Genomic DNA, 11,259 nt, shown 5'->3' with positions numbered 1-11,259 from the left:
CAACGAGGTTTTGTCTGTTTATCAACGAGGTTTTGTCTGTTTATCAACGAGGTTTTTAATAGTGATCGTTGATAAACAATCGTTGATTTTATATAATAGTTGTAGAGGTGTAATTATGAGCAATGAACTTATAAAATATGATCCAGAACTTAATACTATTCCCTTACGTAAATTCACCCCTATTGAAATGAATCTATTTTTTTCAATTATTTCTCGTATGCGTGATAAAGGGGATCAAACAGTTAGATTTTCTTTTGAACAACTTAAAGACTTGAGCAACTATAAACCAACTGCAAATAATCGCTTTGAAGATGATATTCAAAGAACTTATGAAAAACTAATGGGACTTCATTTTGGAAGACGTAGTAAATCTGGATTAAATAGAGAGATGTTTGTTATGTTTACTAAATTCAGCATTGTTGGTGAAGCTGATTCCCCTTATATAGATGTTGAAGTATATAAAGATGCTTTGCCACTTCTTAATAATTTAGATACATGGGTTAGATATGCTTTAGCGGAATTTAGAGATCTTAGAAGCAGTTACGCCAAAACTGCTTTTAGATTGTTAAAGGGTTTTAGAACAACAGGTTATGCTTTTTTATCAAAAGAAGACTTTTTTGAATTACTCGATATTCCTAAAAGCTATTGGAAAAAGTCAGGAGATATTGATAGGTATGTTATAAAGCCCATCAAAGAAGAGTTAACACCATTATTTAGAGGCCTAGCTATTAGAAAGAAATATGGCAAGGGACGTGGAAAACCAGTAATAGGGTATTCATTTACCTGGAAACCAGAAAAGAAAGGCGCTAATGACTTCTCACAAGGCAAATTACAAGATGAACGACAAAAACTTTTCAATATTCAGCATAATGGTGAATTAACAGAGCAGGAAAAATGGCGCGCCATTGACAAGGTTAAAGGGTTAACTTTAGGCTCTACTGAGAAACAAGCATTGGCTGATAAACAGGCCGAGCACGATAAAAAAATAAGAGATCAAGCAAGACAAGAAGCACTTGCTGAACTCCGAAAGGGGTTTGGAAATAATGCCTAAAACAATTAGAGAACTTGCTGATGAATTAAAGGTCTCTAAACAAACTATTCAATACCACTACCAAAGACTACCAACAAAGAACCGACAAAAAGATAGTCAAGGTAAAAACGTGATCAGCCTTACAGCTGAAAGGATTATTAGAGGCAAGGTAGCAAAGAACTTGGTAGCAAAGAACCAACAAACAGGTAGCGAAAAAGCGACAAAGACTAGCAAAGAAAATAATGAGCTAATCGCTACTCTAAGAAGAGAAGTAGCAGATTTAAAGTTTCAACGGGACAAACAGCTTGCTACCAAAGATCAGCAAATAAGTAGCAAAGACCGACAAATTAATCATCTAACCAAATTAATAGATCAGCAACAACAACTTCAGTTAACAACTGTGACAGAAAACAAAGAACTAAAAGAACATGTACACAAATTAAGTGACTTGATTGAAATCTCTAATCCAGGCCAAAAACAGCAAGTGAATGACAAAGAAGATAGAACACATAATAATAAAAATTGGTGGCATTTTTGGAAATAGAAGTCAATTGGTAGATTATAAAATTAATCCGAACGGCAATCTTTTTCATTATTCATGTGATACAATATAGATAATCGTCTATGTTTAATGTGGAGGAATTTACTGATGCACTATGAGTATAAAGATTTGGCATCACTTTTAAAGGTGGTTGCTGAACCTAACCGTCTTAAGATTTTAGAAATGCTGTCCTGTGGTGAGATGTGTGGGTGTGATATACTTGCACACTTTAACTTTACACAACCGACTCTATCCCACCATATGAGTATTCTGGAAAAAAGTGGATTAGTTAACGTAAGAAAAGATACTAAGTGGCACTATTATTCTTTAAATTCAAACAAAAAAGAAGGACTGATTAGTGAATTAACACAAATACTATCTAAAACTGACCATTGCATATGTAAGGATTCACATTCAAACTGTTAGCTTTTTTATTTTGCATTATACATAGATAAATATCTATATGGAGGGCTATTATGCGTACTTCTAAAAATTTATCATTCATGGACCGTTATATGACCTTATGGGTATTTTTAGCTATGGCACTGGGAATTATTAGCGGTTTAGCTTTTCCATCGCTCCCTAAAATAATTAATAGTTGGTCTATCGGTACAACATCAATTCCAATAGCAATAGGCTTAATATTAATGCTATATCCACCACTAACCAAAGTTAATTATGGCAAAATGGGTGATGTATTTAAGGACAAAAAGGAACTTGCTTTTTCATTAGTTCAAAATTGGATCGTTGGCCCTATTTTAATGTTTGCTCTTGCTTTTATCTTTCTACACAATTATCCAAACTATATGATTGGTTTAATCATGATCGGTTTAGCACGGTGTATTGCTATGGTTATTGTGTGGAATGAATTAGCGCAGGGTAATAACGATTATGCTGCTGGTCTAGTAGCTTTTAACTCAATTTTTCAGATTTTGCTATATTCCGTTTATGCATACTTCTTTATTAGTGTCTTACCAAAATTCTTTGGGCTACAAACACAGACAATTAATATTACAATGAGTGAAATTGCTAAAAGTGTTTTTATTTATCTTGGTATTCCTTTCATTTTGGGCATTGGTTCTCGTTACTTTATCATTAGCACAAAGGGTAAAGAATGGTTTGAAGATAAATATGTACCAAAAATAAGTAGAATTACTACTTGGGCTTTACTCTTTACAATAGTAGTGATGTTTTCTGTCAAGGGTGCAAAAGTAGTTCAACTACCAATGGACGCAATAAGAATTGCTGTTCCTTTATTACTATATTTTGTCTTAATGTTCTTCATAACCTTTTGGATTGCGAAAAAGACTAAAACTAGTTATTCAATTTCTGCGACACAATCTTTCACCGCTGCAAGTAATAACTTTGAATTAGCTGTTGCAGTAACAGTCGCTATATTTGGCTTGAATTCTGGAGAAGCATTTGCTGCCGTTATTGGCCCAATGGTTGAAGTACCGGTAATGATCTTATTAGTTGATGTAGCACTATGGATTAAAAGAAAATATTATGATTAAGGAGTAACCAAATGAAAAAAATCTATTTTCTCTGTACCGGGAATTCATGTCGAAGCCAAATGGCCGAAGGATACGCAAAAGAACTTTTTCCTTCCGATAAATTTGAAATTAGAAGTGCGGGCGTAGAAAAGCATGGTTTAAACAAAAATGCAGTACAAGTTATGGCAGAAGATGGTGTCGATATTAGTCAGCAGTATTCAAAACTGATTGATTTAAATTACTTCAATTCAGCTAATCTAATTGTCACTTTATGCGGTGATGCACGAGATAAATGTCCAGTTATTCCACCACAAGCTACAAGTATTCATTGGCCATTACCCGACCCTGCAAAAACCACTGGAACAGAAAAAGAAAAACTACAAGCCTTTAGAAAAGTTCGAAACAAAATAAAAGATAATCTATTCGAACTTGTACAAAATTATAAATAGGGTCCATTTTTATAGGATGACTCCTAAATCTAAAAAGACAAGGCCCATTAATTTATTAACTAATAATATTGAATTTCAATTTCATAGGAAAACTGGTAAACTATTCAACAAAATAGTTGAAAAGATGGAAAGAAAATGTTTGAACAAGCAGTTAACTACAAAAATGGACTATATGAAGAACTATCTAAAATTGGTAAGGGGCTAAGCAGTGATCGACGATTAGAAATTCTTGATCTTTTAACTCAAGCACCCAAATCAGTTGAAACTATTGCCAACGGGGTCGGAATAAGTGTAGCTAACGCCTCACGCCATCTACAAATATTGAAGGACAGTCATCTGGTTAAAACAAAACGAAAAGGCAATCATATTATTTATAGCCTTAGTTCTCCCAAAATTAGTGATCTTGTGCACCTATTAACCGATATTGGCAACAGTGAACTTTCAGATATGAAAACAATTCAGGATAAATCAGACGCTCAAGATAACGTTAAAACCATTTCCTTAAAGCAAGCTCAAGAAGAATACAAAAATTGCTTTGTCCTTGATGTACGACCTTCTGATGAATATGCAGCAGGCCACATACAATCGGCAATTAATGTCCCATTGGAAACATTAAAAGAATCAATGCCCAAATTACCTAAAGATCAAAAAATTATTGTTTATTGCCGTGGAAGACTATGTGCTAATTCCAACATTGCCACACAGATCTTAAATAGAAATGGTTTTGACGCAGTTAGTTTAAATTCAAGTTACTATTATTGGAATAAAATAACAGAATAAACAGTTTAAGCACGATTTAGTCATTTATTGATTAAATCGTGCTTTTATATTGACTTACAAAAAGTATGTGGTATTATTAAACTATTCAAGCAAACGATTGAATAGTTGAAAGGCAGTGACATAACTTGTCTACTATTGATAAAACGCTAACCTTAATTAATTTTGAGAATAATTGGTGCGCCCAGTGTTATACGCAGCGACCAATAATAAATAAGATTAGCCATGACTTTAATTCATATTTAAACGTTCGGGTAGTGAATTCAGATGCTCACCCAGAACTAGCAAAAAAATACAATGTTTATTCCGCACCCAGTACTATTTTGCTGCGTGATGGAAAAATCGTTGAAAAAATTACCCGTTTTATTGATCAATCACAATTAACAACTTTAATTAAATATTACCTATAAAGGAGCGACTCTTATGGTTAAGAACTTAACTGACAAAGACTTTGTGAAAGAAACTAGTACCGGTGTTACATTAACTGATTTTTGGGCTACTTGGTGTCCTCCATGTCGAATGCAAGGACCGATTATTGAACAACTTGATAAAGAAATTGGCGATAAAGTCAAAATCACTAAAATGGACGTAGATGCAAATCAAAAAACACCAATGGCATTTGGAATTATGTCTATTCCAACCTTAATTATCAAAAAAGATGGCCAAGTAGTTGATAAGCTGGTTGGCCTCCACAGTAAGGACCAACTTAAAACCGTTCTTGCTCAATATACTAATTAGGTTAAGAGGGGAGAAGCTAAATGGAACAACTATCAGTAATGAATAAAAAAGAATTTGATAAAAAACTGAAGAATGGAAAATATATTTTAGTTTTTATAGCTTCTTGGTGCCCTGATTGTAGCTTTATCAAGCCTCATCTACCAGAAATTGAACAAGAATTCAAAGATTACACTTTCATCAGTGTCGATCGTGATGAGAATACCGAATTGGCTCAAGAACTAAATATCTTTGGTATTCCAAGCTTCGTTATTTTTAGAGATGGGCAAGAAATCGGAAGACTTGTCAATAAAGATCGGAAGACTAAAGAAGAAGTCGAAAACTTCATTACCAACACTATTAACTAATGAAGAATTTTTTAACTATTCTTGGCGGTATGGGGACGTTAGCAACTGAAAGTTATGTCCGACTCCTTAATAAGAAAACTGAAACCCATAAAGACTAAGACCATTTAGATTATATAGTGGTTAACCATTATTGATGCACAAGAAGTCATTGTTAATCGTTCATTGGATAAGGGATTAGCGTTACGTGACGACTAATAAGTAGATTGGAGTGAAATTTAATGAGGAAATATGATGTAGTAGTGATTGGGGCCGGTCCTGGTGGAATGACCGCTGCCTTATATGCAGCACGAGCTAATTTAAATGTAGCAATGCTTGATCGCGGTATTTATGGTGGACAAATGAACAACACCGATGACATTGAAAACTACCCTGGTTTTACAACAATTAAGGGTCCTGAACTTGGTGAGAAAATGTATCAAGGAACCGTTAAGGCCGGAGTAAATTTTGTATATGGTGATGTCCAAAACGTTACCGTTGATGATCAACAAATGAAGCATATTCAAACCGATAGTGACGAGTTAGTAGCAAGCGCAGTAATTATTGCAACAGGATCTAATAATCGAAAATTAGGTGTACCAGGTGAAGAAAAGTTCTCCGGAAAAGGGGTTTCTTACTGTGCAGTATGTGATGGTTCTTTCTTTAAAGGAAAGAATGTTACTGTAGTTGGCGGTGGTGATTCAGCAATTTCTGAAGGATTGTACTTAGCTAATGTCACTGATGGAGTTAATGTCATTCATCGTCGCGATCAGTTACGGGCACAAAAGGTATTACAAAATCGTGCTTTTGATAACGATAAGATAGATTTCACTTGGAATACTAGTGTGACAGAGATTTTAGGTGATGAAAATCATGTTACTGGAGTAAAAATTCATAACAATCAGGTCGGTGATGATACAACTCTAGACACTGATGGAGTTTTCGTTTATGTCGGTAACTTTCCAAATAGCCAAATTTTCAATAATTTAAATATTACCGATCAAGCTGGTTGGATTATAACTAACGATCAAATGGAAACAACAATTCCTGGAATCTATGCAATTGGTGATGTCCGGCAAAAGCAACTGCGGCAAATTACAACTGCGGTTGGCGATGGTGGTATTGCTGGGCAAAACGCCTTTGAATATTTCGAAGCCATAAAGCATCGGCAAACGGTTAAAGATTAAAGAGAGGAAAATTACTTTATGGAAATCAAATATTGGTCAGACATTGCTTGCCCCTTTTGTTATATCGGTTCTAACCGAATGAAACGAGCAATGAAGGAAATTGGTATTTATGACACAACTGAATTAGAGTTCAAATCATTCGAGCTTAACCCTGCAACACCAAAGGAAACCGATGAAGGATACATTAATCACTTCACTCAGGGAAATAAGGCAATGGAGCCACAGGCCAAAAAGCAAATGGCTTACATCGAACAAATGGCGCATAACGATGGTCTACCAATGGATCTTGACAGTGTAGTACCTACAAATACTATGGATGCGCACCGGATTATTAAATTCGCAGAAGCTAAAAATGATCCTGATTTGACTGAACGAGTAATTAGACGCTTCTACCAAGTTTACTTTAGTGATGGTCAATCGATTTCTGACCATGATGTGCTATTAAATGCGGCAATGGAAGCTGGGCTTGCTAAAGACGAAGTAGAAAAAGTGCTTAATTCTAACCAATATCATCAAGCTGTGGTCAATGACGAGGCAGAGGCTCAACAATCCGGTATTCATGCTGCACCTTTTTTTGTAATCAATAATAAGTATGCAATTAGTGGTGCCCAACCATATGAAGTCTTTGTTAAAGCCTTAAAGCGAGTTCAAGAAGAAGAAAATTAGGAGGAATTTACGATGACCGAAGATAAGCCACAATTTAATACAATATTTGGCGATAATAATGATGCTGCTGTATGTGGGCCAGACGGTTGTAATATCGCTGAACATCAAAAGCAAACTGAGGATAAGAAGAAGAAAACAAAATAAATGGAGGGAAGCTATAAATGAAGTTTGACTACGTTGTTATTGGCAGTGGGCCATCAGTTTATCGTTTCCTATTGGGAATGCAGAATAGCGGAAAGAAAATCGCGGTTGTTGAAAAGAATCGGTTTGGCGGAATTTGCCCTAACGAAGGCTGCGAACCCAAGATTTTCTTAGAAGGAGCAGCACGAGCAACCTTAACTTCAATGCGTTTGCAAGGTAAGGGAATTACTCAACCAGCTAAGCTTGACTGGAAAGAACTTATTCAGCAAAAGAATAAGGCTATGGCGTCATTCCTAAATAATATGCAAAGTATGTATGAAGGCCTGGGTGCGACTACCATCAAGGGTGAAGCATCATTTGTTGATCAACATACCATTGAAGTTAATAATAAAAAAATCACTGCTGATAATTTTGTAATCGCAACCGGAAAAAAGCCGCATCCTCTTAACATTCCTGGCCACGAGTACCTACTTACTAGTACTAACCTTTTTGAACTCGAAGATACTCCAAAGAACGTCGCAATTATCGGAAGTGGTTACGTTGGTATGGAATTTGCTACATTGTTGTCTGCTGCCGGGGTTAGAGTAACCGTTATTGTCCGATCCGGCCAACCGCTAGAGGGATTTTACAGCCAACACGTTCATCAGTTAGTTGATGAAATGAAAAACTCACTTGGTATTAATTTTATATTTAACACAAATGTTACAGCTGTTACCGAAGCACAAACTGGCTATGAGGTTCAATCAGCTAACGGCAACCTTGGCACTTTTGATAAAGTTATTAATGCCAGTGGTAGAGTTCCTGAAATTAATGCATTGAAACTTGATAATGCTGGTGTAGAGTACAGCAACCGCGGAATTAAAGTTGATAAATATTTGACCACATCAGCAAATAACATTTACGCAATGGGCGATATTGTTGATAAAACCGCACCAGCATTAACCTCTACGGCACAGTTTGAAGCAGACTACTTAAGTGCCTTACTTACTAATAAAACAACTGAACCTCTTAGGTACCCAGTAATTGGAACCGTTACGTTCACATTCCCCCAACTCGCTCAAGCTGGAATTAGTATTGATAAAGCAAAGGAAGACAGTAATTATTCAATTAAAGATATTGATATTACTCAAGGTGACTTTCTTTATGCTGGAACAGATGATCACGCACGATTATCATTAGTCTTTGACAAGCAAAATCATCTCGTGGGCGCTGCTGAAATTAGCCAAACAGCAGTAGATGATATCAATGCACTAATTCCTGTTATGGCAATTGATGTTGATCCAGAGGTTTGGAAAGAAAAGATGCTAATGGCTTTCCCTGGTTTAGCATATAAAATTAGAACATTAATTTAACAACAAGAGGGTCTATTTGTGAAAAATAACCCCTCAAAAGCATTGAAAGAATAGCCCCCAATATCTATAATGTAGATATTGGGGGCTATTTTAATTTATTTTTTTATAAGTGCCCCTAAACTATAGCTATTGATTCAAGATTTCATGGGAGCCAGTTGCAACCAATAACAAAATCAATTCATCATGATCTAGCTGATAAATAACAATCCAGTTGTCATAATTTTTACCATAGTTTCCATATCTGGCAGGGTGAAATTCACGATAGCCACGCCAATTTCCTTTTAATGCATGATCTTTAATCTGTTTCAAAACAAGTACATCTTGTTCAACAATTGCTTCTAAACAAGGCTTCAAGACAGTTATTGGGAAATGTTTTTTGACTAGTTTTTTTAATTCACGTTCAAAAGATTTGGTCTGTTTAATTTGCATCTAACTTATCGATCCAATCTTCAAAGTCAGTTAATGAACCAATGTTTTTGACCTGCCCTGTTTCTGCTTCTTTTTTAGCGGCTAAGGCTTCCGGAGAATCTAAAAAGCTGACTAATCGAACTTCATTATTGGCCGCTTTAACTAACGATAAGCGTATATACTCAGAAACGGTTAGCCCTTGTTTTGCTAGGTTAGCTTTAGCCCGTTCACTAATGTCAGGTGTTACACGAGTTGAAATTGTCTTGTTTTTAATAATAGTATTACTCATTCTAATCCGCCTCCCTTAAGTTTACCATCGTACTACACTATAATATTCGATTTTTAGGTTTTCTGCAACTAAATTAATTTTAAAGTAAAGGAACTAACAGCTTATGCGACAAGTTGTCTTACCCATCAAAGATTCAAACGTTCTTAAAGAGGTTCAAGATACGTTACTCAATAACTTTAAAGCTGGCCGACGTAACTATACGATTTTTCAAGTTGGTAAAGCGACGCTACTGCGAGTGAGTGACGTTATGGGCTTAAAACAGGCCGATATTTTTAATCCGGACGGTTCTATTAAACAAAACGCGTTTATTCATGACCGAAAAACTGGTAAACCTAATACCTTGTACCTTAAACCTGTTCAAACAGAGCTCTTATTGTACCGTCAATGGCTGCTTGATCATAAACTAGAATCTGAATGGCTCTTTCCGTCCATTCAACACCCAGAACGGCATATTACGGAAAAACAGTTCTATAAAATCATGAGCAAAGTCGGCGATCTTTTAAGCATTAATTACCTTGGTACTCACACTATGCGCAAAACTGGGGCTTATCGCGTTTATACGCAATCCAATTACAATATTGGCCTAGTCATGCACTTACTAAATCACTCAAGTGAATCAATGACTTTAGCTTATTTAGGCTTGGATCAAGCAAGTACAGAAAACATGTTAAACCAAATTGATTTTGGGTAAATTAGTTTGATTTTGTTGTCGCCATCGGCGACTTCTGATACAGGTTTTTAATGGGTCTAGCACAACATAGAATAAATTCTATGTGTAAGTGCGCATTGACCTTGTTTCACTCGGTCTTCTGATAACCATAAAATCAATTTTTGTCGTTGTTGAATTGACTGTATTTTTAATTCAATTTATGTTTGCACCTAACTAAGATTGTTATGTTTTAAATATTTAAAAAGTGTTGCGGATTACGCTGTTTTAAGCCAGATTTTTTTAATCGTTCTGTGCAAAGAATCTTTATAAGTTTGGTAACAAATTTTGAATAACGGTACTGTAAAATCTGTAAATCTAAACTGAAATCATTATTTTGATGTCAGGAGTAATTAGGATGGACGAAAAGAAAGTATTAAAACCAATTGATGAAATGCTTGCTGATCCTTGGCAAGTTGATATTCAAGAATTGTTTGAAGCTTCTGTCAATGAACCTGACGAGATTAAAAAGAATTTGTATGATTCCTTATACACTTATATTTTGCAAAAAAGACAAGAAGATATTATTAATCGTCCTGGCTTCATTATTTAGCCCTCTAAGAGCCTGCTGAGGGCTTTTTTTTTGCTTTGGTATAAATGTATATGAATAGTCTTAAAACTGCTAGAAACGAAAAATAAGGCCCTGAAAAACGAACATAGCAGCTAAGTTCTTGTTAAGATTCAAAAAAACTAACTGTTTGCTGTCAATGGTAGCGGACGAGCGCAGCGTGGGAGCATAAGGAATTGACAGCTCTAAACCAGTCTTTACACTGAAATGGCGAAAGCCAAAGTTTCTACAAAACTTTGCTTTCCTGCCTAACGGCGAGTGAAAAAGCGGTCAAGCTGGCTCAGCTTGGACGGGGTTCGGGGCGTCAGCGCCCGAATTAATGTGGCTTGCCGCACCTTTTAAGCAACGAACAGCGTGAGGCGCAAGGAGCTGTGCGACTGGAGTTTAATGTGAGCCGTTTTTTGGCTCACTCCTTTGTGTGTTTTTTGTTTTAGGTTTGTATCTCGTACAGTGGTGCCTCTTATATACCTCTTTTATAAACCTCTTTTAAACCTCTTTTAGACCCCTATTGCGCCTTACTCTCCCAAGGCTCACAGAAGTTTATCAACGAGGTTTTGTCTGTTTATCAACGAGGTTTTGTCTGTTTATCAACGA

Annotated in this window: 17 protein-coding genes and 1 pseudogene; 16 read left to right on the top strand and 2 right to left on the bottom strand. The window is 35.8% G+C overall.

The features are described from left to right. The first annotated feature begins 115 nt into the window (after nucleotides 1-115). The 14 genes and pseudogenes from FC97_RS05240 (at nucleotide 116) to FC97_RS05190 (ending at nucleotide 8,694) form a co-directional block, all read left to right on the top strand. Nucleotides 116-1,051: a replication initiation protein gene (locus FC97_RS05240; RefSeq protein ID WP_054644018.1), complete on the top strand. Its 936-nt coding sequence runs from the start codon at nucleotides 116-118 to the stop codon at nucleotides 1,049-1,051. Then, nucleotides 1,044-1,574 (top strand): DUF536 domain-containing protein, encoded by a 531-nt coding sequence (locus tag FC97_RS05235; RefSeq protein WP_024526981.1) that lies wholly within the window; start codon nucleotides 1,044-1,046, stop codon nucleotides 1,572-1,574. Before FC97_RS05240 ends, FC97_RS05235 begins: the two co-directional genes overlap by 8 nt. A 105-nt stretch (nucleotides 1,575-1,679) precedes the next feature. After that, a complete protein-coding gene (locus FC97_RS05230) occupies nucleotides 1,680-1,997 on the top strand; it encodes an ArsR/SmtB family transcription factor (RefSeq protein WP_012391388.1) in 318 nt (105 codons plus the stop codon). A gap of 50 nt (nucleotides 1,998-2,047) precedes the next feature. After that, nucleotides 2,048-3,085 carry an ACR3 family arsenite efflux transporter gene (arsB, locus tag FC97_RS05225; RefSeq protein ID WP_054644019.1) on the top strand — a complete coding sequence of 346 codons (1,038 nt, stop codon included), beginning with the start codon at nucleotides 2,048-2,050 and terminating at the stop codon, nucleotides 3,083-3,085. 11 nt (nucleotides 3,086-3,096) lie between these two features. After that, nucleotides 3,097-3,513 carry an arsenate reductase (thioredoxin) gene (arsC, locus tag FC97_RS05220; RefSeq protein WP_024526977.1) on the top strand — a complete coding sequence of 139 codons (417 nt, stop codon included), beginning with the start codon at nucleotides 3,097-3,099 and terminating at the stop codon, nucleotides 3,511-3,513. Nucleotides 3,514-3,648: 135 nt separating this feature from the next. Continuing rightward, nucleotides 3,649-4,293, top strand: a complete 645-nt coding sequence (locus FC97_RS05215) for an ArsR/SmtB family transcription factor (protein WP_027822193.1) — start codon at nucleotides 3,649-3,651, stop codon at nucleotides 4,291-4,293. A 125-nt stretch (nucleotides 4,294-4,418) separates the two neighbouring features. Then, on the top strand, nucleotides 4,419-4,700 hold the full coding sequence (locus FC97_RS13215) for a thioredoxin family protein (protein WP_008855846.1): 282 nt from the start codon (nucleotides 4,419-4,421) through the stop codon (nucleotides 4,698-4,700). A 13-nt stretch (nucleotides 4,701-4,713) separates the two neighbouring features. Then, nucleotides 4,714-5,028, top strand: a complete 315-nt coding sequence (gene trxA, locus FC97_RS05210; protein ID WP_015474701.1) for a thioredoxin — start codon at nucleotides 4,714-4,716, stop codon at nucleotides 5,026-5,028. A gap of 20 nt (nucleotides 5,029-5,048) precedes the next feature. Further along, complete coding sequence (locus tag FC97_RS05205; RefSeq protein ID WP_006844823.1) at nucleotides 5,049-5,372, top strand: thioredoxin family protein; 324 nt, start codon at nucleotides 5,049-5,051, stop codon at nucleotides 5,370-5,372. Beyond that, nucleotides 5,372-5,467 (top strand): annotated as a pseudogene (locus FC97_RS13655) (aspartate racemase); the annotation flags it as partial. The gene FC97_RS05205 and the pseudogene FC97_RS13655, both read left to right, overlap by 1 nt. Nucleotides 5,468-5,590: 123 nt before the next feature. After that, nucleotides 5,591-6,535, top strand: coding sequence for a thioredoxin-disulfide reductase (trxB, locus tag FC97_RS05200; protein WP_006844822.1), 945 nt, complete (start codon nucleotides 5,591-5,593; stop codon nucleotides 6,533-6,535). 18 nt (nucleotides 6,536-6,553) lie between these two features. Next, complete coding sequence (locus tag FC97_RS05195; protein WP_006844821.1) at nucleotides 6,554-7,201, top strand: DsbA family oxidoreductase; 648 nt, start codon at nucleotides 6,554-6,556, stop codon at nucleotides 7,199-7,201. A 12-nt stretch (nucleotides 7,202-7,213) separates the two neighbouring features. Next, nucleotides 7,214-7,345 carry a hypothetical protein gene (locus FC97_RS13770; RefSeq protein WP_015474697.1) on the top strand — a complete coding sequence of 44 codons (132 nt, stop codon included), beginning with the start codon at nucleotides 7,214-7,216 and terminating at the stop codon, nucleotides 7,343-7,345. Between the two features lie 17 nt (nucleotides 7,346-7,362). Next, complete coding sequence (locus tag FC97_RS05190; RefSeq protein WP_042253879.1) at nucleotides 7,363-8,694, top strand: dihydrolipoyl dehydrogenase family protein; 1,332 nt, start codon at nucleotides 7,363-7,365, stop codon at nucleotides 8,692-8,694. A gap of 126 nt (nucleotides 8,695-8,820) precedes the next feature. On the opposite strand, the gene FC97_RS05185 is transcribed toward FC97_RS05190, so the two are convergent. After that, complete coding sequence (locus tag FC97_RS05185; RefSeq protein WP_005917927.1) at nucleotides 8,821-9,123, bottom strand: type II toxin-antitoxin system YafQ family toxin; 303 nt, start codon at nucleotides 9,121-9,123, stop codon at nucleotides 8,821-8,823. Next, nucleotides 9,113-9,391: a plasmid mobilization protein gene (locus FC97_RS05180; protein WP_003625288.1), complete on the bottom strand. Its 279-nt coding sequence runs from the start codon at nucleotides 9,389-9,391 to the stop codon at nucleotides 9,113-9,115. The genes FC97_RS05185 and FC97_RS05180 overlap by 11 nt, the downstream gene beginning before the upstream one ends. 103 nt (nucleotides 9,392-9,494) lie before the next feature. On the opposite strand from FC97_RS05180, the gene FC97_RS05175 reads away from it, so the two are divergent. Further along, on the top strand, nucleotides 9,495-10,082 hold the full coding sequence (locus tag FC97_RS05175; RefSeq protein ID WP_054644016.1) for a site-specific integrase: 588 nt from the start codon (nucleotides 9,495-9,497) through the stop codon (nucleotides 10,080-10,082). Nucleotides 10,083-10,437: 355 nt separating this feature from the next. Beyond that, the gene (locus tag FC97_RS05170) at nucleotides 10,438-10,650 is read left to right on the top strand and encodes a hypothetical protein (RefSeq protein ID WP_054644017.1); all 213 of its coding nucleotides are present in this window, start codon (nucleotides 10,438-10,440) and stop codon (nucleotides 10,648-10,650) included. Nucleotides 10,651-11,259: the final 609 nt, after the last annotated feature.

The sequence above is a fragment of the Companilactobacillus kimchii DSM 13961 = JCM 10707 genome, from assembly GCF_001435445.1.
GTDB classification, from domain to species: domain Bacteria; phylum Bacillota; class Bacilli; order Lactobacillales; family Lactobacillaceae; genus Companilactobacillus; species Companilactobacillus kimchii.
Note: the sequence above shows the minus strand (reverse complement) of the source record. Positions and strands in the feature narration are given on the sequence as shown.

What these genes read in the sequence shown, in the direction of transcription:
- FC97_RS05240 (WP_054644018.1), top strand. Translation starts at nt 116, where the DNA reads ATGAGCAATGAACTTATAAAATATGATCCAGAACTTAATACTATTCCC.
- FC97_RS05235 (WP_024526981.1), top strand. Translation starts at nt 1,044, where the DNA reads ATGCCTAAAACAATTAGAGAACTTGCTGATGAATTAAAGGTCTCTAAA.
- FC97_RS05230 (WP_012391388.1), top strand. Translation starts at nt 1,680, where the DNA reads ATGCACTATGAGTATAAAGATTTGGCATCACTTTTAAAGGTGGTTGCT.
- arsB (WP_054644019.1), top strand. Translation starts at nt 2,048, where the DNA reads ATGCGTACTTCTAAAAATTTATCATTCATGGACCGTTATATGACCTTA.
- arsC (WP_024526977.1), top strand. Translation starts at nt 3,097, where the DNA reads ATGAAAAAAATCTATTTTCTCTGTACCGGGAATTCATGTCGAAGCCAA.
- FC97_RS05215 (WP_027822193.1), top strand. Translation starts at nt 3,649, where the DNA reads ATGTTTGAACAAGCAGTTAACTACAAAAATGGACTATATGAAGAACTA.
- trxA (WP_015474701.1), top strand. Translation starts at nt 4,714, where the DNA reads ATGGTTAAGAACTTAACTGACAAAGACTTTGTGAAAGAAACTAGTACC.
- FC97_RS05205 (WP_006844823.1), top strand. Translation starts at nt 5,049, where the DNA reads ATGGAACAACTATCAGTAATGAATAAAAAAGAATTTGATAAAAAACTG.
- trxB (WP_006844822.1), top strand. Translation starts at nt 5,591, where the DNA reads ATGAGGAAATATGATGTAGTAGTGATTGGGGCCGGTCCTGGTGGAATG.
- FC97_RS05195 (WP_006844821.1), top strand. Translation starts at nt 6,554, where the DNA reads ATGGAAATCAAATATTGGTCAGACATTGCTTGCCCCTTTTGTTATATC.
- FC97_RS13770 (WP_015474697.1), top strand. Translation starts at nt 7,214, where the DNA reads ATGACCGAAGATAAGCCACAATTTAATACAATATTTGGCGATAATAAT.
- FC97_RS05190 (WP_042253879.1), top strand. Translation starts at nt 7,363, where the DNA reads ATGAAGTTTGACTACGTTGTTATTGGCAGTGGGCCATCAGTTTATCGT.
- FC97_RS05185 (WP_005917927.1), bottom strand. Translation starts at nt 9,123, where the DNA reads ATGCAAATTAAACAGACCAAATCTTTTGAACGTGAATTAAAAAAACTA.
- FC97_RS05180 (WP_003625288.1), bottom strand. Translation starts at nt 9,391, where the DNA reads ATGAGTAATACTATTATTAAAAACAAGACAATTTCAACTCGTGTAACA.
- FC97_RS05175 (WP_054644016.1), top strand. Translation starts at nt 9,495, where the DNA reads ATGCGACAAGTTGTCTTACCCATCAAAGATTCAAACGTTCTTAAAGAG.
- FC97_RS05170 (WP_054644017.1), top strand. Translation starts at nt 10,438, where the DNA reads ATGTCAGGAGTAATTAGGATGGACGAAAAGAAAGTATTAAAACCAATT.